This window comes from Collinsella aerofaciens ATCC 25986 (assembly GCF_964239575.1).
Lineage (GTDB): Bacteria > Actinomycetota > Coriobacteriia > Coriobacteriales > Coriobacteriaceae > Collinsella > Collinsella aerofaciens_BQ.
This window is the reverse complement of sequence record NZ_CAXSQQ010000016.1, coordinates 15,960-42,750: the sequence shown is the minus strand read 5'-3', so window position 1 is coordinate 42,750 and position 26,791 is coordinate 15,960. Positions and strand designations below refer to the sequence as shown.

Below are 26,791 nucleotides of genomic sequence, written 5' to 3'. Positions count from 1 at the left end.
GCCGCTGACCGGTGGACGGCACCGAGCCGTACGCTTGAACTGAGAAGGGGGAGGCCTCGCGGCCTCCCCCTTTTTTGCGTTTACCGGGCATAAATGACTCATTTACGCCAGACGATTTAATTCTTTTTGGTATTGAGCTTTTATTTAAAGAAAATAAAACGAATAACAAGGGCGACTGCTATGGCTGCAATGATCAAAAGCAGGATTGTCAGTCGATGCTGCTTGCGTCGTTTACTTGATGAAACGAAGATTGATTTTCCCTGTTTTGGCGTTTCGAGATAGCGAGCCGAATGCGTCAAGGTTTGCTTTGGTCGAGGACCTCTTTGTTGATGAGCGGCGGATGCTTTCATCGGCTCATCACTAGCTGCGCTGTTTTTAGATAGTGGTGCGTCTTTCAGATATACAGGGTCTCCCGAGGCGACGCCCATATGTTTACGTCCCGTTTGGGCATCCTCGAGCGTTTGATATCGATTTCTCGTCACATACTCGGGCTCCGGATCATTAATGGGCTCTTGCGAGATGTGGGGGCGATGGAACCGTGGCGGCTGCGTGGAAGTATCTTCCCCCTGCGTCGGCATAAACATATTGTTCTGGTTTTGGTCGTCCATGATGCCCTTTAGCTCGTTACCAACAACGTGTACGCGCTAATTGTAAGCCCCTTGTTATTTGTAGCTGGGGACATACTCGGTATTTAAGCTCTGGTTCAAAGAACCTTAACCTTCCTAAAACCTGAGTCATACGCACTTAGATATGCTTATAGTACTGGACTCAAAAAACTTTATAGTCGATGTATATATGAGCACTGGGTGGGCATATATAAGAGCGTCAAAAGAAGTCCCAGTCACCTGGAAGATGACTCGGCAGTCCTTAAAAGGAGTGGTAAACATGGCAAGCATGGTTCCTTATCGTTCGGTTTTTGGCGTTCGTCCTTCTGCTAGCTCGTTGTTCGATCTGTTTGATGATATGACCGACCTTGCAAACAACTCGATTGCTTCCAAGGCGTTCCCCGTTGACGTTGAGGATAAGGGCGACGGCTATGAGGTCAAGGCTTATCTGACCGGCGTCGCCAAGGACGATATCGATGTCGAGCTTAACGAGGGCCGTCTGTCCATTAGCGTGAATGTCGAGGAAGACGAGGAGAACGAGGGCAAGAACTTCCTGCAGAAGGAGTTCAACTCGTACAGCGCGACGCGTGGCGTGTATCTAAAGGACGCTTCGAGCGAGGGCCTCTCGGCTAAGTACGCTGACGGCATCCTGACCGTTACGGTTCCCAAGATCGTCGAGAAGAAGAACGTTACGAAGATCTCCATCGACTAACTTCGTTGGTGTTCTGCGCTATTAAAAGACAGCAAAAGGGGCTGGGAAGCGATTCTCGGCCCCTTTTGCTGTCTAGGACAGTCTATTGAATGGTTGCCGGTTGATACTGACTCGCAGGGCGTATCGAGAGTTTTCGCGATCCTTGGAGAAGGGTTGCGGAGCTGCCGACCTCGTCATCCAGAGTTGCGGCCAGAGTTTTGGCATAGCTTTTGACGGTAAGGCTCGGACGATTGTTATCTTGGCTGATATGCATGGCAATGAGCTGTTCGGTGCGATCGGTAACAAGTTCGCGCGCGGCTTCGGCGGCTTGGCCATTGGAGAGGTGTCCCCTTGCAGACAGGATGCGCTCCTGAAGAAAGCGGGGATATTCTCCCTCGCGCAGCATGGTCACATCGTGGTTGCTTTCGAGCGCGAGGACTCGACAATCTTTGAGGGTGTTCATGGCTTGGCTCGATAGCTCTCCGGTGTCGGTGGCAAAGCCGATGGAATCATCGAGGGTGTCGAATCGATAGCCGACTGGATTGATGACATCGTGTGACGTTGAGTAGGTTTGCACGTGGATGCCGGCAATGGATAGGGTGTCACCGGGATCGAATTCCTCGACAGGCAGATGCGAAAGATTTTCTTTGCTCGAAAGAGTGCCCCTGCTGGCAAAGAGGGGGCCGTGCCAGTGCTTGCACCAGACATCGAGGCCCTTGATGTGATCGCTATGCTCATGAGTAATGAGAAGAGCCGAGACGTTGTCTGCCGAGAGCCTCAGTTCTGCCATGCGCTTTAATGTCTCGCGGCGAGACAGTCCGTCATCGACCATAATGAGCCCCTGCGGGCCCTCGATGAGTGCGCAGTTGCCTTTAGAGCCACTGCCGAGGATATGAAGGTGCAGACGAGACATAAGATTCCAAAGGATACAATGGGTGCGGACGAATAGAGGAGGAAGCAAATGCCTACGGTATCTCAGCATTATGGACACCATGCCGTGCCTGGGGCAGTCGATGAGACCCGGACGAGGCAGCAGGCTGCTCCTGTCGTGCTCATGGTATCAGGCGGCGCGGACTCGACGGCACTGCTTCTTATGGCGTGCACATCAAAGCTGGATATCCAAGACGGACGCGGTGTCGCCCCCATTGCTCGCGAGCGCCTGCATGTGCTGCATGTAAACCATCATCTGCGCGGCAAGGCGTCCGATGGCGACGAGGCCTTTGTGCGTGAGCTCTGCGCGCAATATGGTTTACCGCTGTGTGTGGAGCACGCTTATTTTGATGGGGAGTCGGGCAATATTGAGGCCGCGGCCCGCGAGGTGCGCTATGCCGCGGCGCGGAGGTATGTTCGCGAGCTCTGCGCCCAGACGGGGGCACCGCGAACGGCGGCTCGTATCTGCACCGCGCACACGTCTTCGGATCGCGCGGAAACGTTTTTGATGAACGCGATTAAGGGTTCGGGGCCCGCTGGCCTATCGAGCATTCCTCGCCGGAGGAATATCGTGGTGCGTCCCTTGCTCGACCTAACTCACGGCGAGCTCGTGGGCTATCTACAGGTACATGGTCAGCCGTGGCGTGAAGACGAGAGCAATGAGGATATCTCGTATCTGCGAAACTACGTGCGCCATCGAGTGATGCCGGTGGTGGCGCAGCGCAACGCGAGCGTCTGCAAGACGATTGGCGCCGCCTGTGAGATCTTGGGTGATGAAGATGCGTTTCTATCCCAGCTGTCGGCACAGGCGTTTCGAAGCTGTTTGCGCAAAGAGGCAGCGGGCGCACTGGTGCTCGATGCCAGGCGCCTTGCTGCGGCCGAGGTGGTAATCGCGCGGCGCATCGTGCGACTGGCGATCAAACGCATCGATCCGGACGCTCGTCCCGAGATGCGGCATGTTGAGCGAGTCCTTTCCTGCGTTGCCGAGGGTGCCGGCTCGGTCACGCTTCCGGCGGGAATTGACGCGCGCGTTGAGTTTGGCATGCTGGCGTTTAAGGCCCCGGTGGCTCGCGAGGGCCTGGTCGCGGACTGGGTTACCGTACCCGGTCGTTTGCCGTTGGGCGGGGGACGTATGCTGGTCACAGAGCCGATGGCCGTTGAGCTGGGATGCGATATCGTGCGCCGCGCCCGTGAGCTTGCGGCTGCCGGGGAAGTGACAGCTTTGGTAGACGCGGCTGCCTTGGGTTTTGCCGACAGCGATAGTGAGCGGATCCTGGCGGGCTCGCGTGGCGAGATCCCTGTCGAGGCGCGATTGGCGCGCCTGTGGGTGGACGGTCCCGCACCGGGAGACGTGATGTGCCCGTTAGGGATGAGTGGCCGAAGCAAGAAAGTATCCGACTTGCTAGGCGAGGCTCGCATTCCCGTTTCCGAGCGCGCCGGCGTGCCCATGGTGAGGACGGCGCCGGGAGGTGCCGTGGTGTGGGTCGCCGGAGTTCGCGCGGACGAGCGTTTTAAGTGCACGGCCGCAACGCGCGTGGCATATCTGCTCCGCGTGGTCGATGCGGAATAGCGTCCCACGTCTGCTATTCTGTGCGACGTTGACGGTATTCCCGCGCTGATGGCGCACGGGCTGGTAAATATACCCCGTGCGCTGCTAGAATGTGAAGTTCGCGTCCATACGGCGGTGTGTGGGCGATAAGCACAAGAAAGGGTTGTCATGGCTTCTCAACATCCGGATATCGAGAAGGTTCTGTTCACGCAGGAGGATATCGACGGTATCGTCTCTCGCCTGGGCGAGGAGATTACGCGCGACTACGCGGGTAAGGATCTGGTGCTGATTGCGGTCCTGCGCGGTGCCGTGGTCTTTATGGGCGACCTGATGCGCAAGATCGAGCTGCCGACCAACATCGATTTCATGGCTGTTTCGAGCTATGGCGACGGTGTGAAGTCCTCGGGTATCGTGCGTATCATTAAGGATCTGGATATCGACATCCGCGGTCGCGACGTGCTGATCGTTGAGGACATTCTGGACTCGGGCCTGACGCTCAAGTATCTGATGAAGAACCTCGAGAGCCGCAAGCCCGCTTCTCTGGAGGTCGCCGCCTTCCTGTGGAAGGACGTTGAGGACCGTACCTCGGCCATCACGCCCAAGTATGTTGGAACCCATTGCCCCGATGCCTTTGTGGTGGGCTACGGCCTCGACTATGCCGAGCGCTATCGTAACCTTCCGTATCTGGGCATTTTGAAACCGGAGGTTTATTCGTAAGATGCCCGACGACCATAACGATAACAATTCCCAGACTCCCCGGGAGCCTAAGATCCCGGGGATGCCCGGAGGCAAGAAGCCCACGCGTACGGGCTGGCTGTATTTTATTTTGGCTTGCGCGCTTCTGGGCTACGCCTTCTTTAACATGGGCTCCGGCTTTGCCAATTCCAGCAATACCGTTAAGCTCGCGACGAGCGAGATGGTGAGCGCCATCAAGCAGGATCGCGTCGAAGATCTGACCTATACGGTTCAAGACGGAAGCGTGACGGGTCATTACTGGAAGACGAAGAAGGACAAGGGCGATACGAGCGAGCTCAAGAGCTTCTCCTCGACCTATGTCGGCTCCGATTCGCTTGCCGAGCTCATGGCGGAGCACCCCGATACCAAGTACATCGTCAACACCAACGATCCCGATTTTTGGGGCGACTTGGCGATGAGTGTGCTTCCGACGATCGCCCTTATCGCCATCATGTTCTACTTTATGCGCCAGATGATGGGCGCCAACAACAGGAACATGCAGTTTGGCAAGACCAACGCCAAGACCAACGAGGCCACACGCCCCAAGGTCAAGTTTGAAGACGTTGCCGGCGTGGACGAGGCAGTCGAGGAGCTCGAGGAGATCCGTGACTTTTTGAGCGATCCGGATCGCTATCGCAAGCTGGGCGCCAAGATCCCGCGTGGCGTGTTGCTGGTTGGCCCTCCGGGCACCGGTAAAACGCTGCTGGCCAAGGCCGTTGCCGGCGAGGCGGGCGTGCCGTTCTTTAGCATCTCGGGTTCCGACTTTGTCGAGATGTTCGTAGGTGTCGGCGCCGGCCGTGTGCGTGACCTCTTTAAGGAGGCCAAGTCCCAGGCCCCGTCGATCATCTTCATCGATGAGATCGATGCCGTGGGACGTCAGCGCGGAGCCGGCTTGGGCGGCGGCCACGACGAGCGCGAGCAGACGCTCAACCAGCTGCTGGTCGAGATGGACGGTTTTGAGGAGAGCGAGTCGGTCATCCTGATCGCCGCCACCAACCGCCCCGACATTCTGGATCCGGCGCTGCTGCGTCCCGGCCGTTTTGACCGTCAGGTTACGGTCGACCGTCCGGACGTGAAAGGCCGCGAGCAGATTTTGCGCGTGCATGCCGAGAACAAGTCGATGGACGAGGACGTTAAGTTTGAGAAGCTCGCCCAGATGACCGTTGGCTTTACTGGTGCCGATTTAGCGAACCTGCTCAACGAGTCTGCGCTGCTGGCCGCTCGCCGTCATCGTTCCGTGATCTCGATGGACGAGGTCGAGGAATCGATGGAGCGCGTGATTGCCGGACCGCAGCGCAAGGGTCGCGTGATGACCGAGGCCGAGCGCACCACGATTGCCTACCACGAGAGCGGTCACGCCCTGGTGGGCCACATCCTGGAGCACTCCGATCCGGTCCACAAGATCTCGATCGTCAGCCGCGGCCAGGCGCTGGGCTACACGCTGCAGCTTCCGCAGGAGGACCACTTCCTCAAGACCAAGAACGAGATGCTCGACGAGCTTGCCGTGTTCTTGGGCGGTCGCGTTGCCGAGGAGCTCATGTGCGATGATATTACGTCGGGCGCGAGCAACGATCTGGAGCGCGCAACCAAGATGGCGCGCGAGATGGTCACGCGCCTGGGCATGAGCGAGGAGCTGGGCACGCAAGTGTTTGGCGAGGCGCAACATCAGGTGTTCCTTGGTCGCGATTACGCCGATCACCAGGATTACTCCGAGGAGACGGCGCGCCGCATTGATATCGAGGTTCAGCGCATCATGCGCGAGGCCCATCGTCGTGCTGTCGAGATCTTGGATGCCCGTCGCGATCAGCTCGATCTGATGGCGAAGGTGCTGCTTGAGCGCGAGACTGTCGAGGGCGATGCCGTGAATGCCCTGCTCGATAACGAGTGGGACGCCTACCTTGAGCGCGAGGGCGATATCCTGGCGGCCAAGGAGGAGCGCAATGCCAAGGCGGCCGGCATGCCGACCAAGAAGCGCGTGTCTCGCATGAGCGAGGAGGAGCTGGCGGCTGATGCCGCGGCCTTTGCGCAGGCGGCCATGCAGGAGGATGCCGAAGCCGCATCCGATGATGCTGACGATGACCATGCCGTCGTCGGTGTCGACACCGACAAATAGTCTTTGTGGCAAAAGCCTCCGCGGGGAAACCTGCGGAGGTTTTTTCTTTTGAGCGATATGGGGCCGTCTGTTGATTGGGGACAGACTTAAATGAGCGTTTTCACGCATTTAAGTCTGTCCCCAATCAACATTGCTGCGGCACTTTGCTCGGCTAAAGCGTACAATAGCGCCTATGCGAAAGGGGGACAGATGATCAACGAAACTATGTATGCTCGCGGCGCGGAAAGCTCCATCATCCGTGAGATTTTTAGCTATGGCCTTGAGCGCAAGGCGCAGATCGGTGCGGAAAACGTATTCGATTTTTCGCTGGGCAATCCGAGCGTTCCGGCGCCCGCTGCTGTGGCTGAGTCAATTAAGAAGGCCCTGGAGCTGCCGAGCGACCAGCTGCACGGCTACACGCCCGCACCGGGCCTGCCGCAATGTCGTGCCGCTGTGGCCGAATCACTCAACCGCCGCTTTGGCACGAGCTATGAGGGCAAAGACGTATTTATGACGGTGGGTGCCGCGGCTTCGCTCACCTGCACGCTCAACGCCGTTACGAACCCGGGCGACGAGGTTATTGTTATCGCCCCGTACTTTCCGGAGTATCGCGTTTGGATTGAGAAGGCCGGCTGTACGTGTGTTGAGGCGCTCGCCGATGAAGATACGTTCCAGCTGAGCGTGGACAACGTGCTCAAGGCGATCAGCGATAAGACGGCGGCCGTCATCATTGACTCTCCCAACAATCCGACCGGTGCCGTATATACATGCGACACGCTGACGCGACTGGCCAATGTTCTGCGCGAGGCCAACGCTCAGCGCGATCCCGAGAATCCGATTATGCTCATCTCGGATGAGCCGTACCGCGAGATTGTGTACGGTGCCGAGGTGCCTTGGGTGCCCTCGATCTACGAGAACACCGTGGTGTGCTACTCGTATTCTAAGTCGCTATCGCTACCTGGCGAGCGCGTGGGGTGGATCTTGGTTCCCAACACCAATCCGCAGGCTGCCCGTCTGATGCCGGCTGTTGCGGGTGCTGCCCGTACGCTAGGTTTTGTATGCGCACCGGCACTCTTCCAGCGCGTAATCATCGATTGCATCGATGAGCCGAGCGATGTCGAGGCCTATGCGCGCAACCGCACCGCGCTTACCGACGCACTAGCGGAGTACGGCTACACCTATGTTGAGCCGGATGGTGCATTCTACCTGTGGGTGAAGGCGCTGGAACCCGATGCGAATGCGTTTTGCGAGCGTGCAAAGAAGTATGAGTTGCTTGCGGTTCCCTCGGACAGCTTTGGTATGCCGGGTTGGTTCCGCCTGGGCTATTGCGTGAGTTACGAAACGATTATCAATTCGCTACCCGCTTGGAAACAGTTGGCGGACGAGTATCGTTAAAAGTAAAGCGCTCTGCCTACAATGTTTTACGTGAAACGGGGTTTGGTGTTAAGCCAGACCCCGTTGTCATGGACGTTGTGTCTTTGGGATGGAGTGGTTTTACGACTATCGAAGGCTATGCGTACAATGAATATAAGCGACGGCCGTGCCAGATAAGGAGACCTGATGCCCTACCTGCTTTCTTGTGACATTCATACCCATACGATATTCTCTGCGCATGCGTATTCGACCATTGAGGAGAATGTGTACTGGGCGGCAGAGCGTGGCCTGCAGGTGCTCGGATCTGCCGACCATCTGAGCTCTATGGTTACGGCTTGCCCCAATGACCTGCGCAGTTACCAATTCTTTATCAACCAGGATATCTGGCCGCGCATTTGGAGCGGCGTGCTGGTGCTGCGTGGTGCCGAGGCCGATATCGTTTCGCTGGACGGAAGCCTGTTTGGCGAGGACACTCCTGTCACGCTCGATATTGCCGGTGATTCGTACAGCCGTCAGCATTCGCTGTTCGATTTGGTTACGCGAAATTTGGATTATTTGGTTGCGAGCGTGCATAATCCGCAGATTGCTGAAGGCGCGACGCTGGCCCAGACGACCGAGATGTATATCAATGCCCTGGAGCACCCCAAGGTGTTCATGCTGGGTCACACGGGGCGTTCGGGCGTGCCGTTCGATATCGACGAGGTGCTGTTGGCAGCTAAGGCCAAGCACAAGATTATCGAGATCAACAACCATAGTCTTGAACACGGTGTCGACACTGAGCATTGGGCCGTATGCCGCAAGATCGCCGAGCGCTGCGCCGAGCTGGGCGTGGGCATTGGCGTGTCAACCGATGCCCACATTGGCATGGCCATTGGCAAGCTCGATCACGCGCGCAAGATGCTCGACGAGATTCACTTCCCGCTAGATTTGATCGTGACGCGCGACCGCGAGACGCTGCTGCGCGAGATGGCGGCAGCCGGCGTGTGCGATCTGCGCAATGGGATGTAGCGGAGTTTATAAACCAAGCGAAGGGGGCGGCCCAGGCGGGTCGCCCCCTTTCTTGTCCCAAAAATCTACTGAGGTCGGTTAGCGGCGTTCGAGGACCGCTACGGTTTCGGTGTGGTCGGTGTGAGGGAACATGTCGACGGGCGTGATCTTGAGCAGGCAATAGCCTCCGTCGAGGAGCTGATGCAGGTCGCGCTCTTGAGTTACGGGGTTGCAGCTGATATAGGTGATGCGGCGCGGCTTAAGCGCGCAGGCAGCTTCGAGGAACTCGGGGGTAGAGCCGGCGCGCGGCGGATCGATGGAAAGGACATCGACCCGCTCGTTGTTATCGGCGGCATCCAGGATGCAATCGGTGGCGTCGTCGGCCATAAACCAGGCGCTGCGGGTGAGGCCGTTGAGCTCGGCATTGCGACGTGCGTCGGCAATGCCCGCCGGGTTGCGCTCCACGCCGAGCAGCATAATGCCGATGCCCTTTTTCTGGGCATCTTTAACTGCGCAAAGACCGATGGTACCGCTGCCACAGTAGGCATCCATGAGCACATCGCCCTGGTGCAAATCCATGCCGTCGATAGCGAGCTGATAGAGCAGCTCGGTCTGTTGCGGGTTGGTCTGGTAGAACGCGGTGGGGGAGATATCGAACTCGCAGCCGAGTAGCTGGTCGCGCATGCATTCGGCGCCATACACGATGCGGGTTTCCTCGCCGAGGATGGCGTTGCCGGGGCGTCCGTTGATGTTTTGGGCGACGGTGACGATGCGCGGATCGAGTGCGGCGACAGCCTCAAAGAACTCCTGCGCATGCGGCAAGTCGCGCTGAGCGGTCACGAGCGTGACCATGACCTGGTCGGTACGCCAACCGCAGCGGACGACGGCATAGCGAAGCAAACCAAGATGCTTGTCCTCATTAAAGGCGGGAATATGCAGCCGCTCAGCTTCGCGTGCGATGCCGTTGAGAATCTGACGGGCGCCCGGTGCCTCGACGGGGCATTCGGGTACGGCAACGATCTTGTGCGTGCCGCGCTCAAAGAAACCGCAACGGACAGCGCCCTCCTTACCGGGAGCAAAGGGAGTGGCAGCCTTATGACGAAAGCCACGCGGCGCAGGATATTTACCCGGGTCGCCAAGGTTGACGCCCATACCGCGAATAGGATCGACAGCAATGCTCTCGCGCTCACAAAGCTCGGCAAACAGCTCCTCCATAGCAGCCTGCTTAGCCGCCAACTGCTTTTTATAAGGACGATTGAGCGCCGTGCACCCACCGCAAGATTTCATGATCGAACAGGGAGACTTGGGGTCCACGGCCTTACGCGCAGACGAAACCCGATCTTTATGCGAGCGCTTGGAACGAGTCTGAGGCGCTTTATCCCCGCCTCGACGAGAGTCAGAACGCTTGGTCTTAGCTCTGCTCTTGGTCGGTTTGCTTTTTGCAGCTTTAGAAGACTTGGATTTCGTAGAAGATTTCTCCTCCTTCGACCCCTCAGCCGCCTCGATCAAAGCACGACGAGCCTTACGCTCCGCACGAGATTCTGCCATGAATTAACCCCACTAATTTACAAATTGAAATCTGAAAGCATTGTACCGTGCCAAGCTAGCGGACGATATGCAAGCGTCCATTTCGTGTCAGTGATAAGTCCAACGATGTTTGCTCCCCGCCCATGCCGGGCAAACCCTCCCTTGTACTTTATCAAGGTAGAGTGTATGATTCTGAACGTTACATGACTCACTTTACCTAACTAAAGTGTCATCAAGGGGGAATACCATGAACACCGATATGTCTCGTCGTCAGTTTGTTGGTCTAGCCGGCTCGCTCGCCACGGTGCTTGGCCTTGGTCTTGTCGGTTGCGGCGGTGGTGCCGGCAAGGGCTCCGCTGCTGGCTCTGCCGCGGCCAAGGATGTGAAGGGCGCTGCGGAGTCCAAGAAGCTCGTGGTGGGCTTTGATAAGTCCTATCCTCCGTACGGCTTTGTGGGCGACGATGGCGAGTACACCGGCTTTGATCTCGATCTGGCCAAGGCTGTTGCCGATAAGCAGGGCTGGGAGGTCAAATACGAGGCCATCGACTGGGATGCCAAGGATACGCTGCTCAACTCGGGCGCCATCAACTGTATCTGGAACGGCTTTACCATGGAGGGCCGCGAGGACGACTACACGTTCTCCGAGCCGTACATGCTCAACGAGCAGGTGCTGGTGGTAAAGAAGGATGCAGGCATCAAGAGCTGGGACGATCTTGCCGGCAAGACCGTGATTACCCAGACCGATTCCGCTGCGCAGGATGTGCTTGAGGGTGACCAGAAGGATCTGGCGGCGACGTTTGCCACGCTCGACACCATCGGTGAGTACAACACGGCGTTTATGCAGCTCGAGAGCGGCGCGGTCGATGCCGTGGCTTGCGACCTTTCGATTGCCCAGTATCAGCTTGCCGCCAAGCCCGATGCTTATACGCAGCTTGATGAGCCGCTGTCCAGCGAGCACTACGCCGTCGGCTTTAAGAAGGGCGACACCAAGTCGGCCGACGCCGTGACCGAGTCGCTCAAGGCACTCTACGATGACGGTACGGTTAAGGATCTCTGCGACAAGTATTCAAGCTATGGTCTATCTTTCGATAATTGGGTGCTCAAGTAATGTCTATTCAGGTCATGATGCAGATGCTTGGCCAGGGATTCTTGGTCAGTTTGCAGTTGTTTGTGCTGACACTGCTGGGGTCGATTCCGCTGGGAATCCCCGTGGCGTTTATGCGCATGAGCAAAATCGCGCCGCTTCGCTGGATTGCGCGCATCTACATTTCGGTCATGCGCGGTACGCCGCTCATGCTGCAGATGTTTGCCATCTACTTTGCCCCGTACTACGTGTTTGGCATTTCGCTCACGCCCGATTCCAAGTGGACGGCGTGCGTCGTGGCGTTCATCATCAACTACGCCGGTTACTTTGCCGAGATCTATCGCTCGGGCTTGCAGTCCATTCCGCGCGGTCAATACGAGGCTGCCGAGGTGCTGGGCTATTCGCGCGTGCAGACGTTTCTGTATATCGTGATGCCGCAGGTCGCCAAGCGTATTCTGCCGGCGATGGGCAACGAGATCATCACGCTGGTCAAGGACACGTCGCTGGCGTTTGCCATTGGCGTGGGTGAGATGTTCTCGACGGCCAAGGCGCTGGTCGCCTCGCAGGTGAGCATGGTGCCGTTTGCGATCGCGGCGCTGATTTACTGGGTCTTTAATTTCGTCGTCGAGATGCTGCTGGGCGCCGCCGAGAAAAAATTGGATTACTACCATGATTAATTCGGTAATGAATATATCGAACGCGCGTAAGGCGTTTGGCGGCAATGAGGTGCTCAAGGATATCTCGCTTGAGGTGAAGCGTGGCGAGGTCGTGGCGATTATCGGGCCTTCGGGTGGCGGCAAGTCCACGCTGCTGCGGTGTGCCACGCTGCTCGAGACACTCGACGGAGGCTCGCTCTCGTTTGGCGACCTTGCCGTTGCGACGGATGAGGGTTCGGGCGCGGTCTATGCGAAGGGCGATGTGCCCAAGCAGGCGCGCTCGCGATTCGGCCTGGTGTTCCAAAATTACAACCTGTTCCCGCACTATACGGTGATGAAAAACATCACCGATGCGCCGATTCGCGTGCTTAAGCGTCCGCGCGAGCAGGCGGAAGCCCGCGCTCACGAGCTGATTGCACAAATGGGGCTGACGGGCAACGAGAACAAGGTGCCGTGTGAGCTTTCGGGCGGTCAGCAACAGCGTGTGAGTATCGCCCGCGCCCTGGCGCTCGATCCGGAAATCTTATTCTTTGACGAGCCGACCTCGGCGCTCGATCCCGAGCTAACGGCCGAGGTGCTGCGTGTCATTAAAGACCTGGCGGCGCAGAATATGACGATGGTGATCGTGACCCATGCGATGCAGTTTGCGCGCGATGTTGCCGATCGCGTGGTCTTTATGGACGGAGGCCGCATTGTCGAGGAGGGCCCGGCCGAGCAGGTTATCGATCATCCGCGTGAGCAACGTACCCGTGAGTTCTTGAGTCGTATCGAGGGCTAAGCTCAGCTATGTATTGAGAAGAAGCCGCCGCGGGTCTTATGGACTGCGGCGGCTTTTATTTGTATCGATGGGGTTTAATAATCGCCTGGCATACTTGCTCTGTCCTCTCGCCGCCTGTATTCATACGTGCGCCGAAAGGTATGCATGGACAGCCGCCCGTGAGGGTAGGGTGGTGGCATAGGACATTTGGAGGGTGAGTCGGCTCGGCTGCCGACCATGCTGCTCCCGGGATGGCACCGACCGCGAACTCTCCCCGTTGGCGTCGCGCATTGCGCGCGGCCCTGCAAGGAGGTCATCATGGGTGCTCCCAAGACCGGTAACGTAAGGAACGTGGTGCTCGTAGGCCAAGGCGGGGTGGGCAAGACTTCACTCGCCGAGGCCATGCTCCACCTTTCCGGCAAGACCGCCCGCCTGGGCGGCCACGACGGCACCAAGCCCACGCTCGACTATGACCCCGAAGAGGTCAAGCGTGCATTTTCCATCTCGACGACCATCGCGCCGATCGACTGGAAGGGCGCGCGCATCAATGTGCTCGATGCCCCGTGCTACCCCGATTTTATCGGCGACGCCTTTGCCGCGATGAGCGTCTGCGAGACGGCTCTGTTTGTGGTCGACGCCGAGGCCGGCCCGCAGCCTACGACGGTTAAGCTTTGGTATGCCGCCGAGGACCTGCGCCTGGCGCGTGCGGTGTTCGTAAACCGCCTGTCGCGCTCCGAGGCCAGCTTTGCGACCACGATGGACCTGCTGCAAGAGCGCTTTGGCACGCGCCTGGGCGCCGTGACCCTTCCCTGGGGCGAGGGCGAGGACTTTGACGGCATCATCGACCTGGTGCGCATGAAGGCGCGCCATTGCAACGGCACCGAAGCCGTTGAGTCGGAGATTCCCGAGGAGTATCGTGCCCAGGCCGAGGAAGCCCATGACCATCTGTGCGAGCTGGTGGCCGAGGCCGACGACGAACTGATGATGAAGTACTTGGAAGGCGAGGAGACGCTGACGCAGGAGGAGCTTGAGGGCCTGCTGTCGAAGGCGATTGCCGCGCGCATCTTTGTGCCGGTCTTTGCGGGCGATTGCATTAAGGAGCAGGGCGTCAACTCGCTGATGGACGACATCGCGACGTACTTCCCGGCGCCGACCGACTACGGCGAGATGCCGCTTATCGACGGCGATTCGCTCAAGATTTCGAGTGACGATGATCGTCCGGTGGCGTTTGTGTTTAAGACCCTGGCCGATCCGCAGCAGGGCCGCATCAGCTTTATCAAGGTGCTGACGGGTACGCTTGAGCCGGGCCTTGAGCTGGTCAACGCGCGCACGCGCAAGGGCGACCGTCTGGCTCACCTGTATGTGATGTGCGGCCGCGACATGACCGAGGTCGGTCACGCCTATGCCGGCGACATTATCGTGGCACCCAAGCTGGCGGCCGAGACGGGCGATACGCTCTCGATTACCGGCAAGGTCGAGGCTGCGGCGTTTAAGTTCCCCAACTCGCAGTACCGCATTGCCATCGAGGCCGAGAATCGCGGGGACGAAGAGAAGCTCTACACGTTTATCGAGAAGGCCTGTAAGGCCGATCCGACTATGAGCATCGACCGTGACGAGGAGACCGGCCAGACCATTATCTCCGCCGTGGGTGAGGCGCAGGTTTCGGTGCTGCTCAACCGTTTGGAGGACCGTACCAAGGTCGTGGCCAAGAGCGTGCCGATCCGCATTCCGTATCGCGAGACCATTCGCCGTACGGCAAGCGCGCAGGGCCGCCACAAGAAACAGACTGGCGGTGCCGGTCAGTATGGCGACTGCTGGCTGCGCGTTGAGCCGCTCATTGGGCCCGACGGCACGAGCGATGGCTATGAGTTTGTAGACGAGGTCGTGGGTGGCCGAATCCCGCGCTCGCTCATCCCCGCCGTGGACAAGGGTGTCCAGGAGACCATGAAGGACGGCATCATTGCCGGCTACCCGCTCACGGGCATTCGCGTGGCTGTGTACGACGGCTCGTATCACAGCGTCGACTCCAACGAGATGGCGTTCCGCGCGGCGGCTCGCATCGGCCTGCGCAAGGCGTGCGCCGATGCCGACCCGGTGGTGCTGGAGCCCATCGAGGAAATCACGGTGACTATTCCCGAAAGCTACGCCGGCGCTGTGATGGGCGACATCTCGGCATCGCGCGGTCGCGTGACGGGCATGGAGACCGATGAGCGCGGCGACACCGTGGTCGTCGCTCAGGCACCTCTCGCCGAGTTGACGGATTACTCGACGCGCCTGCGCTCTATCACGCGCGGCACGGGTGACTTTACCATGAAGCCTGCTGGCTATGAGCAGGTTCCCTATGACGTTCAGGCCAAGCTCGTGGAGCTGTACAACGCGGGAAGGTAGCAAGCCCGCGTGTAACGTCGCGCGACATAACCCCAATTTGGGTTGGGGGCGGTTGTGGCCCGCTCCGGACAAGGTTCCGGAGCGGGCTTTTCTTCTGCGACGAGCCGTTTGTTTAACGCTGTATCATTCGGCGCGCGATGCGAGCCGGGCGCTCGGAGCCTGCCCACCTCCCCGGTGACAAAAGCAATGCAATCGGGGCACGCGGGTGACTCTTGGGCGTATGAGGGGCCCGGACGTGCACACCGCGGGTGACAAAGCGCCCGTTAAGCGGTTTGCCCATACCTCCTAAACTAAAAGGCGTAGAGAAACGACAACAAACGAGAGGAGGCAGACATGGCACTGTTCGATTCGACACACACGCTCGACGCCGTCGACGCCGCCGACCAGAACGCCGTCTTCGAGGCCCTCGCCACGAAGGCCGTGGAACTGGGCGTCGCCGCCGATGCGTCCGCTATCGTCTCTGACCTTCATGAGCGCGAGGCCGAGGCTTCTACGGGCTTTGGCAACGGCGTGGCTGTCCCGCATACCAAGAGCGCCAACGTCAGTACCCCCGCCATTCTCTTCGCGCGCCTGACCGCGCCCGTCGAGTGGCACGCGCTCGACGACGCTCCCGTCGACACGGTCATCAACATCCTTGTCCCCGAGAGTGGCAGCGACACCCATCTGCAGCTGCTCGCCAAACTGGCGCGTCGCCTCGTGCACAAGGATTTCGTCGACCATCTCAAGGGCGACTCCATCGAAGACGTGTGCGCCCTCATCCGGGGCGTCGTCGGATAGCAGGTAATGTTCAACCCCGTGTGAAAGGAAAGAGGGGAGAAGCATATGGCAAAGTCAATCGTGGCCGTCACCAATTGCCCGGCCGGCATTGCACACACCTACATGGTGGCCGAGGCGATCAAGACGAAGGGCACCGAGCTGGGTTATGAGGTTTACGTCGAGACCCAGGGTGCCAGCGGCGTCGAGAACAAGCTTACGCCCGAGCAGATCAAGGAGGCCGACTACGTCGTCCTCGCGCTCGGTCGCGGCATGAACGATGACGATCGTGTTCGCTTCGACGGCAAGAAGGTCGTAGAAGTGCCCGTTTCCGAGGCCCTCAAGCGCATCGACAGCCTTATGGGTAACCTTGAGAGTGAGGCCAAGGTCTTCCGGGCCTCCGCGGTCAAGCTTGGCGCCAAGCAGGAGAGCGTCACCACCGGCATCATGAGCTACCTCATGGCCGGCGTCTCCGCGGCCCTGCCGTTTGTCATCGGCGGCGGCGTGCTCATGGCCATCGGCTCCATCATGGCCCAGTTCGGCGCGCCCAACGTGGCCCCCGGCGACGGCCAGATGGCTTCGCTCGCCTGGGTGCTCAACACCATCGGCGGCCTGGGCTTCACGTTCATGATTCCGATGATGGGCGCCTTTATCGCCAACGCCATCGGCGATAAGCCCGCTATCATGCCCGCCTTCATCTGCAGCTACCTCGCCAACAGCACCGACTTGCTCGGCACCGAGGTCGGCGCTGGCTTCCTTGGCGCCTGCGTAATTGGCCTTGCGATCGGCTACTTCGTCAAGGCGATGAAAAAGATCAACCTGGGCAAGAACTTCCAGTCCCTGCTTGGCTTCCTGATCATCCCGGTTGTGACGCTCTTTATCTTTGGCCTGGGCACGTACTATATCATCGGCCCGGCCATGTCCTGGCTTATGAACGCCTTCGTCGGCCTGTTGAGCTCTATCCCGAGCTCGATGAAGCTCGTCGCCGCCTTCCTGGTAGGCGCCATGCTCGCCTTCGACATGGGCGGCCCGGTCAACAAGGCCGCTTGGTTCTTCTCCTTCTCCTTGCTGGGCTCTGGCGTGTACGACTGGTACGGCATTGTAGGCGTCGTGACGATCCTTCCGCCGATGGCCGCTGCCATCGCTACCTGGATCCGTCCGAAGCTCTTCACGCAGGCCGAGCGCGACTCCGCAATCCCTGCGCTCATTGTCGGCGCAACCGTCGCCACCGAGCCGGCTATCCCCTATGCCCTGGCCGCACCCCTGCCTATGATCTCCGCGAACGTCATCGCCGGCGGCGTCGCCGGTGCCATCTCCATGGCCCTTGGCGTCCAGCGCATCGCTCCGGGCATCGGCATCTTCGATCCATTCCTGGGCCTCATCTACCCGGCGACCAGCTACTACATCGCCGTCGCTGTGGGTCTGGTCCTGAACATCGCCCTCATCATCGTCTTCAAGTCCGCTTGGATGAAGAAGCGCGAGGCTCAGAACGCCTAAGGCTCGATAGAATAATTAGTCCTGCGGGGTCGCCGGTCTGTTCGGCGGCTCCGCAGGTTTCAATGAAAGGAATGGGGAAATGCGTTACGACTTCGATCGCGTCATCGACAGAATGGGTACCTACAGCACCCAATGGGACTATGCGGCCGACCGGTTTGGCAGCGCAGACGTGCTTCCCTTTTCCATCTCGGACACCGACTTCGCCGTGCCCGACGAGGTCATGGATGCCCTCCGCGCCCGCATGGAACACCCCATCTTTGGCTATACCCGCTGGAACCATAGTGACTACAAGGGTAGTGTTGCCGGCTGGTTTGCCAGGGACGGGGCGTCCCACGTGGACATGGACTGGGTCGTGTACAGCCCGAGCGTTATCTTCTCGGCCGCGACGGTCATTCGTCTGGTGAGCGAGCCGAATGACGCCGTGGTGACGCTCACTCCCATGTATGACGCCTTCTACGGCCTGATTGAGGGCAACGGGCGCGAGCTTGTGGCCGTTGCTCAGGCGAGCGCCATGGACGGCTACGGTCTCGATTGGGATGCCCTTGAGGTGGCGCTTGCCCGCCCCGAGGCAAAGGTTATGCTGCTCACCAACCCGCATAACCCCACAGGCAAGGTCTTCACGGCAGGCGAGCTTGCTCGTATTGTGGAGCTCTGCCATGCCAACGGGGTCTTTCTCATTTCGGATGACATCCATCGCGATATGATTCTGGGCGAAACTCCCTACACACCCGTGACGAACATCACGCGCGAGGGCGCGGCGCTGCTGTGTTCGGCCTCCAAGACGTTCAACACGCCCGGGCTCATCGGGTCCTATGCGCTCATCCCCGACGATGACCTGCGCGAACGCTTCCTGTTTGAGCTCAAGCAAAAAAACGCCCTGTCGAGCGTGAGTATCTTGGGGATGACTGCCCAGATGGCGGCGTATCGCTCGTGCTCCGAGTATGTGGACGAGCTTGTGGCCTATATTCGCGGCAACATGCAGGCGCTCAAGGATTTCCTTGCCGCCAATCTGCCCGAGATCCGCTTTGCGGTGCCGCAGGGGACCTATCTTGCCTGGATGGATGCCTCGGGCCTGGAGTTGGATGCGACCGAGCTCCAGCGCCGGCTCGTCGAGGTGGGCCATATTGGCATCATGTCGGGTGAGACGTACGGCGGTGCCGGGTACCTGCGCATGAATCTCGCCTGTCCGCGCTCGAAGGTTGAGAGGGGGATGGAGCGGATGCTCGCCGGCATCCGCTCGTAGCGGCATGATCAGCAAGAGACAGAGACAGCTCCTGCGGGCGCTCGACGACGGCCCACGCTCTGGTGCCGAGCTCGCCGAGATACTCGGCGTCTCCCGCCGCACCGTGGTGCGCGAAGTGGCGAGCATGAGCGCGTGGCTTGAGTCCGTGGGCGCCGGTAGTATCTCGAGCGATCCCAACTACCATCTGATGGTCACATCCGAGGATGCGATCGCCTCCATCTTGTCGCAGGACCTCACCGACGAGGCGCGCGTCCTCATGTGCGTGCTCTCCCGGCCGGGGATCTCGACGGCGCAGATCTCAGGGGAGACCTATCTCTCGGTCCGCTCCGTGCGCGCAGCGATGGATGAGATCAACGTCCGGCTGCGCGGGGTCGTCGCGCTCGAGGCGCGCGTGGGCTACGGGATCGATGCGGACTTTAGCGGCATGGGACCGGCGGACCTCTTGGCGGCGCTCGCCATCGACAATACCGGTATTGCCGCTGAGCTCGAGCGCTCATGCGGCTGGGACTCCCTGATGCGCCTGATCGGCGAACGGGGCGAGGAATACCGCCTGCTCATGGAGCCGTATCTGTCGCAGCGCCAGCTGAGGATGCAGACGCTCGCCGCCGTCTGGTGCAGCGCGTGGCTCGTGCCCGACGCCCCGGGCGGCGCCGGCGCCGGCGCCGGCGCGCGTGCCGTCACCGAGTTCCAGCAGTACAAAAAAGACCTGCTCTACCGCCTGGTCACGCGCCGTGCGGCCATTCTGGCGCGCATCAGCGAGGTGCTCGTCTCGCACGGCATTAAGTCGACGCGCGAGGACCTCGGTAGTCTTATCTTCGACCATGTGCTGCGCTGCGCTCTCTTTCCCACGCTCATGTCGGCGGAAATCCAAAAGCAGATGCGCGGGATCCGTATGGAGCACCCGTTTGAGTTCGACTTTGGCGCTGATCTCTCCGAGTGCCTGCGCGCATTTGACGAGCATCTGTTTGTGGAGCCCGACTTCCTCTCGCTCTACGTGCTGGCTTCGCTGGAGCACTTTACGCGCCATCCCGTGAGCCTACTTTTGGTCTGCGGGCGCCCTTCTGTGGCGACCATCAACAAATCCCTGATCGAGCGCGGCGTCGACGGCGTCGAGGTCGAGCTCGTGGACAGCGAGCCGCTCGCCCGGCACGCGCTTGAGGACGGATCGTTTGACCTGGTGGTGGGCGACGCCGCGGCAGCGCGAAACTTTAAGGCCGCACGTGAATGGGACCTCTCGTTTTCGGGCGTGCTCTCGGCCTACGAGGTCGACCGCATCCGCCAGATGGCGCTGCGTGTGCTCTACGAGCGCGATATCGCGAGCCTGCTACCGCGCGCGAGCTATCTTGAGCTGCATGTTGAGGCCGGCGACTACCTCGATGAGCTGTCGCGCGCCCTCGGCGGGCTGGTGGCAGCGCATGCGATCTCGGCAGATGAGGCGGCCCTCATCATGGACCGCGAATGCCAGGGCGACCGCCTGCAGCTGGGACATGTCGCGTTCCCGCATACCATCACGCCGGTCGCTGCCTCGACGTTTCGCCTGCTCGCTATCATGCCCGATGCGCCTCTTCGCGACGGCGACGAGCAGATCGACCTAGTGGTGGTGACGCTTGCGAGCCAGCGCCTGGCCGACAAGAGCAGCATGTTCAACTATCTGTTCTCCGTGCTGCACGATGCTGAGCGCGCCGGTGTGCGCTTGCCGCACACCTACGAGGAGACCGTCGCGTTCTTGGGGCGCGACTTTGGCTATGCCGAGGAGAAGAGCGATGAGTGACGAGGCGATGGGGGCGCGCGGGGCGCTTGCGGCCGCATATGGCGTGGCGGGCGCTACTGGATCGATAACGGGGGCTGGGCTGACGCCGGCTGCCGAGATCCGCGCCTATGTGGATGAGGTCTGGCCGAGCTTTCTTGATGATCTTGAGGCGCTCGTGGTCGTGCCGAGCGTGGTCGACGAGTCGCGCGCCGTGGCGGGCGCCCCGTGGGGCATGGAATGTCATCGTGCGCTTTGCGTTGCGATGGATGTGGCGCGCCGCCAGGGGCTTTCGGTCGTTGACTGCGATGGGTACGTCGCGTATGGCGAGCTTGCCGGTGAGACGCCCGAACAGGTGGCGACGATTGCCCATGTGGACGTGGTTCCAGCGGGCGAGGGCTGGACGGTCGAACCCTATGCTTTAACGCGTCGCGAGGGCGTGCTTATGGGCCGCGGCGTGCTCGATGACAAGGGCGCGGCGCTGGCCTCGATCTATGCTGCCGGGTTTTTGGCGCGCCGCGTGCGCAACGGCTGGAAGCCGCAGCGGACGCTCCGCTGCATCTTGGGCGCCTCGGAGGAGGCGGGCATGATGGACGTGCGTCGCTACCTAACGGATCACGAACCGCCGGCATTTTTGTTCACACCCGATGCCGAGTTTGCCGTCTGCTGCGGGGAGAAAGGCTGCGTCAACGCCGAGGTCTCGCGCGCGGTCGACAGCGCCGGGGCAATCATCGAGCTTACGGGCGGCGTGGCGAGAAACGCGGTGCCCGCCCGTGCCGAAGCGCTCGTGTGCATGGACGCCTGCGTGGATGGGCTACCCCGCGCCGAGGGGATCGATGTGGAGCCCGTCGGCGACGGCACTGCCCGCATTGTGGCCCACGGCGTCGCCGGGCATGCCGCCGAACCGGCGGGTACGGTGAACGCCATCGGCGTGTTGGCGGCCTATCTGGCCGCATGCGGTGTCTGCAGCGCGGCCGAGCGCGAGTTCCTCGGCTTTTGCAAGCGGGCCCTTGGTGTATGGGACGGCTCCGGCTTGGGAATCGATGTCGCAGACGAGCTGTTCGGCGGCCTCACGTGTATCGGCGGAACTATACGCACTCAGGCGGGGAGCTTTGTGCTCACGCTCGATGCGCGCCTTCCGGGTGCGGCCGATGTCGGGCAGGTGGGCCGTCGCATCGAGGACGTTGCGCGCGAGTACGGCTGCGAGGCGCGTATCATCCATGTGCGGGAGCCGTTCACCATGGACCCCCAATCGCCCGAGGTCATGGCGCTCCGTCGTGCCTACGAGGAGTTCGCGGGCCGGCCCGCGGTGCCGTTTGCTATTGGCGGGGGCACGTATGCACATCACTTTCCGCGTGCCGTGGGGTTCGGTCCGCTCGACCGCGCTGAGCCGCTGCCCGATTGGGTCGGCCCCGAGCACGGCCCCGACGAGGGTATCTGGGAGCGCCAGCTCAAGCGCGCCCTCGCCATCTACATCCGTAGCCTCGAATCCCTCCTCAACCCTAAAGTGAGGATAGACCCAAAATTGGGGTAATGGTGTCGCATGGGTAGCATAGTCCCAATTTGGGGTTAGTCTCCATTTTGGGATTAGTCGCCGTTGGTCTGGTTGCGGCCGGTGGCGTAGTCGATCTGCACGTGCGGCTGCAGGTTGTAGCAGTATACGTGGAAGCAGAGGGTCTTGCCGTGGTCCTCGACCGATTGCGCCTCAAGGCGCACGCCACGGCAGACAAGTTCCTCTTCGTTATACATGGGCGTGACACGGTAGAGCACATGGTTACCCGTATCGCGGATGTAGCCGAGAATCTGCTCTTCAAACGGCAGCATGCCCGTCTCGTTGAGATAACGCGTGCCGGTGAGGAGATTCTTGCGATTGGCGTTCTCGCCGCAGAGTGACCAGGCGATAAGGTGGCAGCGGTTGTAGAGGCTCTGGCCTGGAATAAAGTCGTAGCGCTGTTGGTGCCAACCGGCAGGATGGATGCGCGAGATGTCGCCGCGCTTTCCCTGTCCGAGTGATTCGGGGCCCACGCAGGCGAGCGCTTTGCGGGTGCGGCCCAAGCTGTCGAGCTTGGAGAACTTCTTAAAGCAACCTTCTTCTGTAGCGCGCTCGTATTCATCGAGGGTGAATGACGGCGTGCCGAGCGGGTGCGTGCTGTCGGCGCGCAGGGCAACGTAGGGGTTGCCGGCGTAGTCGGGAATGCTGCTGAGATATACGCCGCGGGCGCGGTGGAGATCGGGGTTTTCGACCTCGTCGATGGGGGTGGCGGCGCTGTCTGTGGAAGCACCGTCGCCGGTGTCGGTTGCGGCGGAATTGGAGCCATCGCCGGAGTCTTGGCTATTTTGAGAGTCCGAGGAGCTCGCTGTTCCCGATTCGAGTCGGGCAACCAGGTCCGCCTCGTCGTCGGTGCGGCTGGGACTCTCGTCTTGCTTCTCGGCCAGAGCCGCTGCCTGCTCATCGCTTTGCGGCGACAACAGCTTGGGCGCCCCGTCGAGCGACCCTGTGAACAGCGCAAATCCCAGCACCACGGCGGTGCCGATGGAAAGTACTTGCTTGTAGGCGGACTTGCGCGACATGGAGGCTCCTGGATGGACGGTTGGGAATCTACCAGTCTAGCAGGAGCCGGCAGGGGCCGTTCTGTCGAACAAATACTCAAGATTTGGGATAGACGCTACTGATTCATTTGCCTCATATGGAGCTGCGGTGGTTGTGTATGTGGGGCTATTTTGCGTTTCCCCAGATAAAACCTGCCAAAATAAACCTGTCCCTTTTTGTTAGGTCAGTTAACGCAGTCCAGGTTGAGCATATGCGAGCGAGCAGGCTCCGGGTGCGGTAAGGTGACGTGAAACAAGCGGGCGCTGACCTTTTGGTCGCGCCCGTGAAGTTGAACGTCAGATTGCCGTGCCCGGGGCCTGCGCAGCGCCGAGCAGTTACGCCGTTTGTAAAACGGCGTAACCTAAAGGTTCATGTTGCCGTGGATGTAGGGGGTGACCTCGGGGGAGATATGGTCGCAGCCCAGCTCGCGCAGCGCGGACTCGATGGCGGCGGGCAGCGGGGTCTTGCCCTTGTCGTCGACAGCGACACCGCCGAGGGCGGCAATCTTGGCGACATCTGCGGGCGCGGCCTCGATATGCATGCAGCCGCCGACCAGACGTGCGCGGACCTGAGCCAAGTCAAGATCGTGCAGGTAATCCTCGCAGGCGCGGATTAAATCGACCTTCTCGCGCGTGAGCTCCTCGCCCGTGGGGACGCGCGTGGCAAGACATGCTCCCGCCGGCAGGTTCCAAACGGGATAGCCCCATGCGCGCAGCAGCTCGCGCTCTTCGTCCTTGGTAAAGCCGACCTCCATGAGAGGGGAGCGTACGCCGAGCTCTTCGGCGGCGCGCATGCCGGGACGGTAATCGCCGCGGTCGCTCGCGTTGCTGCCATCGATGACGGTGGGAAAGCCGAGCGACTTGGCGTGGTTGACGATGGCGGTAAAGCCGGCGTGCTTGCAGTGGTAGCAGCGATTAGCATCGTTGCAGGCTACTTGGGGGAGCTGCAGCTGATCCACCGAAAGATTGAGCACGGGGAGCTTAAAATGTGCCCCTTCGTTGGCTTGTCCATCAACGGACCGCTCAAACGAAGCCTGTTCGGGCGTGCCGATGAGCGGTGTGGTGAGATGGACAAGGAGGGTATTGGTAGGCATGATGCGGGCGCATACGGCGGCCAAAAAGCTGCTGTCGACGCCACCGGAAAACCCGATAGCCACGCGCCCGTATGCCAAAAGCAGCTGTTCGAGCGCCGATAGCTTGTCTTGAAGCTCCTCTGCGGGTGCCGTGGTGTCTAAAATCATGAAACGATCCTTATCGTTGAGTACTCGATTGAAAACTATAATCCTAATGCGTTACTTGCCATAAGACTTCTATCTGTGTAACGAAAGTGCAATATGGTATATACGTTATATACAAGTTGTCAAATGCGGTAGAGTTGCGGCAATGCGACAGCGAGAGTCGATGGGGGACCGATATGATCAAGGCTGTTATTTTTGACATGGATGGAACGCTGGTCGATACCGAGCGTTTGGGGATTAGGGCCTGGAAGGCAGGCGCCGCTGAGCTGGGGCTCGCGATTGATGAAGCGCTGATCCATCAGTTTATCGGTCGCACGCTACCCGATGTCATGAACATCCTCGATAAGCATTACGGCAGCCACGAGACCGCCGAGGCGATCTATGTCCGCCACAAGGAGATTCGCGACGAGATGGTCAAGACCGATCTGGAGCTTAAGGCCGGCGCTGCCGAGTGCATAGACGAGCTGTTGGCTGCGGGCTATCACGTAGGCCTTGCAACGTCATCGCGCCATGTTACGGCCGAGCGCAACCTTAAAGCATTCGGTCTTTTTGACAAGTTTGAAACGGTAACGTGTGGCGAGGACGTCGTGCATGGCAAGCCCGACCCCGAGATGTATCTGCTCGCCTGCGAGCGCGCGGGCTTTACTCCCGAGGAATGTGCCGTGGTCGAGGATTCGCGCAACGGCTGCGTCTCGGGCATTACGGCTGGCTGCCACGTCTTTGCCGTCCCCGATATCGTGCCGCTGCCGCAGGACGTGGTGGATGGCTGCGAGGCCGTGCTCGATACGTTGTTCGATCTGGCGGCGGCGGTCAAGGCCGTGCGCTAGACAATTGCGGCGTTGAAACGAGCAATTGCTTACGTTTGCGCTTAAACAAAAGGGGTCCGGCAATGGTCGGGCCTCTTTTGCTTGAGCGGCGACTTAGCATACTTGCGGGCGTGCTATAGATACGCACCGAGGTTGATGGCCGTGGCGTCGGTCTGGCTGCTTGCCTGGGTGCTGGCGCGTTCCAGCAGGAACGGACGTACCAGTTCTTGGCGGTTGATGTCCTCGGCGGCGGTGACTGCGGTGACGGTGCGCGCTGTAGAGCCGACGCGGATATGCTTGGTCTTTGCTGGGGCCTTGTTCTCGATTTGCTCCATGAGCAATTGAACGCCCTTGCGGCCAATCTCGTAGCCCGGGGGCGCTACCGTAGTGAGCGGGACCGATCCGCTCCAAGCGAGCGGGTTGCCATCGCAACCTGCTACGCGTACTTGCCCGGGGACGGCGATGCCTTTGTCGACCAGCGCCGAGATGACGCCCGAGGCCAGCACGTCGGTCAGGCCGACGACAAAATCGGGGCGTTCGTCGGCGGGGCGCGCGGCGATTTGGGTGCCGATGCCGTAGCCGTCGGCGGCGGTATTCCATTCGCCGGCGTCGATGACTTCGATCTTGATATCGGGATGTAGGGCGAGCGCCTTATGAATGCCAAGGACGCGCAGGGTGAGTTGCATAAATGCTGCTCGGCCGACGACGACAATATGGTGCGCGCCGCGGGCGATGGCGAGCTCGGCGATGATGCGGCCTTGTGCCTCGTTGTCGGCGGCCACGTAGTAGCCGGGCTCGGAGCAATGGATGTCCAGATGGACGATCGGCACGGGCATCTTGGTCAGGGCGGGGTGCCAGTCGGGGGATGCCATGGGCTGAACCATGACGCCGGACATCTGGGTGCCCATAAAGTAGCGCAGGTAATGGTCCTCGAGAATATCGTCGTTATCGGCGTTGGCGATGAGCAGGTCGTAGCCGTGCTTGCGGGCCTCGTTGTGGGCGCCGCTGGCGATTTGGAGTGAAAAGCCGTGGTCGAGACGGGGGAGCACCAGGCCAAAGGACTTGGTGGCGCCGCCCGCGAGCTGACGAGCGCTTTGGTTGGGCAGGTAGCCCAGTCGATTGATGGTTTCGTTAATGAGCTTGAGGGTCTCGGGACGCAGCTTTTCGGGGTGGTTGAGCGCGTTGGAAACCGTGCCCAACGAAACCCCGGCCTCGCGCGCGACGTCGCTGATTTTTACCTTTGCCATAGCGGCCCCTTTGATGCGTTTCAAGTACAAGCCAGATTGTAGCATCGCCCGCCCCTGAGGTGTCAAAACCCGCCTATTAGGGACAGGTTTATTTTGGCAGGTTTTATCTGGGCAAACGATGCTGTCAGACCAAACCACCACGAAGGTGCCTGCCCCCTTCGGGGTGGGGTGTGTGTATCGAGTGGTATTCAAGTTGAGATACCACTTCTGGTATATCAGCTTGCGTTTGCGTGAGTACAATACTCGAACGTTATGCGTCTCAGCGCCCCCTGTGCGTGGACGTTTTGCAGTCAAGC

Annotated in this window: 22 protein-coding genes; 16 read left to right on the top strand and 6 right to left on the bottom strand. The window is 60.2% G+C overall.

The annotated features are described in order from the left end of the window. Nucleotides 1-140: 140 nt before the first annotated feature. A complete protein-coding gene (locus ACESUZ_RS07580) occupies nucleotides 141-608 on the bottom strand; it encodes a hypothetical protein (RefSeq protein ID WP_195503802.1) in 468 nt (155 codons plus the stop codon). Between the two features lie 277 nt (nucleotides 609-885). Here ACESUZ_RS07580 and ACESUZ_RS07575 point away from each other — a divergent pair, with 277 nt between their 5' ends. Then, nucleotides 886-1,317, top strand: coding sequence for an Hsp20/alpha crystallin family protein (locus tag ACESUZ_RS07575; protein ID WP_055286214.1), 432 nt, complete (start codon nucleotides 886-888; stop codon nucleotides 1,315-1,317). 82 nt (nucleotides 1,318-1,399) lie between these two features. Here the strand turns inward: ACESUZ_RS07575 and ACESUZ_RS07570 are convergent, their stop codons facing one another. Beyond that, complete coding sequence (locus ACESUZ_RS07570; protein ID WP_055286216.1) at nucleotides 1,400-2,209, bottom strand: MBL fold metallo-hydrolase; 810 nt, start codon at nucleotides 2,207-2,209, stop codon at nucleotides 1,400-1,402. Nucleotides 2,210-2,257: 48 nt separating this feature from the next. Between ACESUZ_RS07570 and tilS the strand changes: the two genes are divergently transcribed. The 5 genes from tilS to ACESUZ_RS07545 all read left to right on the top strand — a co-directional run bounded on the left by tilS (nucleotide 2,258) and on the right by ACESUZ_RS07545 (nucleotide 8,984). Beyond that, nucleotides 2,258-3,796, top strand: a complete 1,539-nt coding sequence (tilS, locus tag ACESUZ_RS07565; protein WP_368145970.1) for a tRNA lysidine(34) synthetase TilS — start codon at nucleotides 2,258-2,260, stop codon at nucleotides 3,794-3,796. Between the two features lie 147 nt (nucleotides 3,797-3,943). Beyond that, complete coding sequence (hpt, locus tag ACESUZ_RS07560; protein ID WP_006235600.1) at nucleotides 3,944-4,492, top strand: hypoxanthine phosphoribosyltransferase; 549 nt, start codon at nucleotides 3,944-3,946, stop codon at nucleotides 4,490-4,492. A gap of 1 nt (nucleotide 4,493) precedes the next feature. Continuing rightward, the gene (gene ftsH, locus ACESUZ_RS07555) at nucleotides 4,494-6,623 is read left to right on the top strand and encodes an ATP-dependent zinc metalloprotease FtsH (RefSeq protein WP_373199354.1); all 2,130 of its coding nucleotides are present in this window, start codon (nucleotides 4,494-4,496) and stop codon (nucleotides 6,621-6,623) included. A 189-nt stretch (nucleotides 6,624-6,812) separates the two neighbouring features. Continuing rightward, nucleotides 6,813-7,997, top strand: coding sequence for a pyridoxal phosphate-dependent aminotransferase (locus ACESUZ_RS07550; RefSeq protein ID WP_373199352.1), 1,185 nt, complete (start codon nucleotides 6,813-6,815; stop codon nucleotides 7,995-7,997). A 165-nt stretch (nucleotides 7,998-8,162) separates the two neighbouring features. Then, nucleotides 8,163-8,984, top strand: coding sequence for a phosphatase (locus ACESUZ_RS07545; RefSeq protein WP_195234978.1), 822 nt, complete (start codon nucleotides 8,163-8,165; stop codon nucleotides 8,982-8,984). A gap of 78 nt (nucleotides 8,985-9,062) precedes the next feature. Here ACESUZ_RS07545 and rlmD read toward each other — a convergent pair whose 3' ends face one another. After that, the gene (gene rlmD / locus ACESUZ_RS07540) at nucleotides 9,063-10,511 is read right to left on the bottom strand and encodes a 23S rRNA (uracil(1939)-C(5))-methyltransferase RlmD (protein WP_373199351.1); all 1,449 of its coding nucleotides are present in this window, start codon (nucleotides 10,509-10,511) and stop codon (nucleotides 9,063-9,065) included. A 226-nt stretch (nucleotides 10,512-10,737) separates the two neighbouring features. Between rlmD and ACESUZ_RS07535 the strand changes: the two genes are divergently transcribed. From ACESUZ_RS07535 to ACESUZ_RS07495, 9 genes are all read left to right on the top strand, one after another. Further along, nucleotides 10,738-11,598: a transporter substrate-binding domain-containing protein gene (locus tag ACESUZ_RS07535; protein WP_195234976.1), complete on the top strand. Its 861-nt coding sequence runs from the start codon at nucleotides 10,738-10,740 to the stop codon at nucleotides 11,596-11,598. Continuing rightward, complete coding sequence (locus ACESUZ_RS07530) at nucleotides 11,598-12,251, top strand: amino acid ABC transporter permease (protein ID WP_006235606.1); 654 nt, start codon at nucleotides 11,598-11,600, stop codon at nucleotides 12,249-12,251. The genes ACESUZ_RS07535 and ACESUZ_RS07530 overlap by 1 nt, the downstream gene beginning before the upstream one ends. Continuing rightward, complete coding sequence (locus ACESUZ_RS07525; RefSeq protein ID WP_161115409.1) at nucleotides 12,244-13,008, top strand: amino acid ABC transporter ATP-binding protein; 765 nt, start codon at nucleotides 12,244-12,246, stop codon at nucleotides 13,006-13,008. Before ACESUZ_RS07530 ends, ACESUZ_RS07525 begins: the two co-directional genes overlap by 8 nt. Before the next feature lie 297 nt (nucleotides 13,009-13,305). Continuing rightward, nucleotides 13,306-15,375, top strand: coding sequence for an elongation factor G (locus ACESUZ_RS07520; RefSeq protein ID WP_373199349.1), 2,070 nt, complete (start codon nucleotides 13,306-13,308; stop codon nucleotides 15,373-15,375). A 333-nt stretch (nucleotides 15,376-15,708) separates the two neighbouring features. Continuing rightward, a complete protein-coding gene (locus ACESUZ_RS07515; RefSeq protein WP_373199347.1) occupies nucleotides 15,709-16,152 on the top strand; it encodes a fructose PTS transporter subunit IIA in 444 nt (147 codons plus the stop codon). 45 nt (nucleotides 16,153-16,197) lie between these two features. Further along, a complete protein-coding gene (locus ACESUZ_RS07510) occupies nucleotides 16,198-17,625 on the top strand; it encodes a fructose-specific PTS transporter subunit EIIC (RefSeq protein WP_373199346.1) in 1,428 nt (475 codons plus the stop codon). Between the two features lie 79 nt (nucleotides 17,626-17,704). Then, a complete protein-coding gene (locus tag ACESUZ_RS07505; protein ID WP_373199344.1) occupies nucleotides 17,705-18,868 on the top strand; it encodes a MalY/PatB family protein in 1,164 nt (387 codons plus the stop codon). Nucleotides 18,869-18,872: 4 nt separating this feature from the next. After that, nucleotides 18,873-20,639, top strand: coding sequence for an HTH domain-containing protein (locus tag ACESUZ_RS07500; protein ID WP_373199342.1), 1,767 nt, complete (start codon nucleotides 18,873-18,875; stop codon nucleotides 20,637-20,639). Continuing rightward, nucleotides 20,632-22,149 carry a Sapep family Mn(2+)-dependent dipeptidase gene (locus tag ACESUZ_RS07495; RefSeq protein WP_373199340.1) on the top strand — a complete coding sequence of 506 codons (1,518 nt, stop codon included), beginning with the start codon at nucleotides 20,632-20,634 and terminating at the stop codon, nucleotides 22,147-22,149. Before ACESUZ_RS07500 ends, ACESUZ_RS07495 begins: the two co-directional genes overlap by 8 nt. A gap of 53 nt (nucleotides 22,150-22,202) precedes the next feature. Here ACESUZ_RS07495 and ACESUZ_RS07490 read toward each other — a convergent pair whose 3' ends face one another. Together ACESUZ_RS07490 and larE are read right to left on the bottom strand one after the other, a co-directional pair. After that, nucleotides 22,203-23,186 carry a DNA/RNA non-specific endonuclease gene (locus ACESUZ_RS07490; protein ID WP_373199339.1) on the bottom strand — a complete coding sequence of 328 codons (984 nt, stop codon included), beginning with the start codon at nucleotides 23,184-23,186 and terminating at the stop codon, nucleotides 22,203-22,205. A 380-nt stretch (nucleotides 23,187-23,566) separates the two neighbouring features. Continuing rightward, entirely contained in the window at nucleotides 23,567-24,445 is an 879-nt protein-coding gene (gene larE / locus ACESUZ_RS07485; RefSeq protein WP_349070977.1) for an ATP-dependent sacrificial sulfur transferase LarE, read from the bottom strand. Between the two features lie 173 nt (nucleotides 24,446-24,618). Here larE and ACESUZ_RS07480 point away from each other — a divergent pair, with 173 nt between their 5' ends. Continuing rightward, the gene (locus ACESUZ_RS07480; RefSeq protein ID WP_055286235.1) at nucleotides 24,619-25,269 is read left to right on the top strand and encodes an HAD family hydrolase; all 651 of its coding nucleotides are present in this window, start codon (nucleotides 24,619-24,621) and stop codon (nucleotides 25,267-25,269) included. 113 nt (nucleotides 25,270-25,382) lie between these two features. On the opposite strand, the gene ACESUZ_RS07475 is transcribed toward ACESUZ_RS07480, so the two are convergent. Further along, a complete protein-coding gene (locus tag ACESUZ_RS07475; protein WP_035138733.1) occupies nucleotides 25,383-26,495 on the bottom strand; it encodes a LacI family DNA-binding transcriptional regulator in 1,113 nt (370 codons plus the stop codon). Nucleotides 26,496-26,791: the final 296 nt, after the last annotated feature.

Coding starts and splice junctions, on each gene's coding strand:
- tilS (WP_368145970.1), top strand. CDS start 2,258: ATGCCTACGGTATCTCAGCATTATGGACACCATGCCGTGCCTGGGGCA.
- ACESUZ_RS07535 (WP_195234976.1), top strand. CDS start 10,738: ATGAACACCGATATGTCTCGTCGTCAGTTTGTTGGTCTAGCCGGCTCG.
- ACESUZ_RS07545 (WP_195234978.1), top strand. CDS start 8,163: ATGCCCTACCTGCTTTCTTGTGACATTCATACCCATACGATATTCTCT.
- ACESUZ_RS07575 (WP_055286214.1), top strand. CDS start 886: ATGGCAAGCATGGTTCCTTATCGTTCGGTTTTTGGCGTTCGTCCTTCT.
- ACESUZ_RS07530 (WP_006235606.1), top strand. CDS start 11,598: ATGTCTATTCAGGTCATGATGCAGATGCTTGGCCAGGGATTCTTGGTC.
- rlmD (WP_373199351.1), bottom strand. CDS start 10,511: ATGGCAGAATCTCGTGCGGAGCGTAAGGCTCGTCGTGCTTTGATCGAG.
- ACESUZ_RS07525 (WP_161115409.1), top strand. CDS start 12,244: ATGATTAATTCGGTAATGAATATATCGAACGCGCGTAAGGCGTTTGGC.
- ACESUZ_RS07495 (WP_373199340.1), top strand. CDS start 20,632: ATGAGTGACGAGGCGATGGGGGCGCGCGGGGCGCTTGCGGCCGCATAT.
- ACESUZ_RS07515 (WP_373199347.1), top strand. CDS start 15,709: ATGGCACTGTTCGATTCGACACACACGCTCGACGCCGTCGACGCCGCC.
- ACESUZ_RS07480 (WP_055286235.1), top strand. CDS start 24,619: ATGATCAAGGCTGTTATTTTTGACATGGATGGAACGCTGGTCGATACC.
- ACESUZ_RS07475 (WP_035138733.1), bottom strand. CDS start 26,495: ATGGCAAAGGTAAAAATCAGCGACGTCGCGCGCGAGGCCGGGGTTTCG.
- ACESUZ_RS07570 (WP_055286216.1), bottom strand. CDS start 2,209: ATGTCTCGTCTGCACCTTCATATCCTCGGCAGTGGCTCTAAAGGCAAC.
- ACESUZ_RS07490 (WP_373199339.1), bottom strand. CDS start 23,186: ATGTCGCGCAAGTCCGCCTACAAGCAAGTACTTTCCATCGGCACCGCC.
- ACESUZ_RS07505 (WP_373199344.1), top strand. CDS start 17,705: ATGCGTTACGACTTCGATCGCGTCATCGACAGAATGGGTACCTACAGC.
- ACESUZ_RS07550 (WP_373199352.1), top strand. CDS start 6,813: ATGATCAACGAAACTATGTATGCTCGCGGCGCGGAAAGCTCCATCATC.
- hpt (WP_006235600.1), top strand. CDS start 3,944: ATGGCTTCTCAACATCCGGATATCGAGAAGGTTCTGTTCACGCAGGAG.
- ACESUZ_RS07510 (WP_373199346.1), top strand. CDS start 16,198: ATGGCAAAGTCAATCGTGGCCGTCACCAATTGCCCGGCCGGCATTGCA.
- ACESUZ_RS07580 (WP_195503802.1), bottom strand. CDS start 608: ATGGACGACCAAAACCAGAACAATATGTTTATGCCGACGCAGGGGGAA.
- ACESUZ_RS07520 (WP_373199349.1), top strand. CDS start 13,306: ATGGGTGCTCCCAAGACCGGTAACGTAAGGAACGTGGTGCTCGTAGGC.
- ACESUZ_RS07500 (WP_373199342.1), top strand. CDS start 18,873: ATGATCAGCAAGAGACAGAGACAGCTCCTGCGGGCGCTCGACGACGGC.
- larE (WP_349070977.1), bottom strand. CDS start 24,445: ATGATTTTAGACACCACGGCACCCGCAGAGGAGCTTCAAGACAAGCTA.
- ftsH (WP_373199354.1), top strand. CDS start 4,494: ATGCCCGACGACCATAACGATAACAATTCCCAGACTCCCCGGGAGCCT.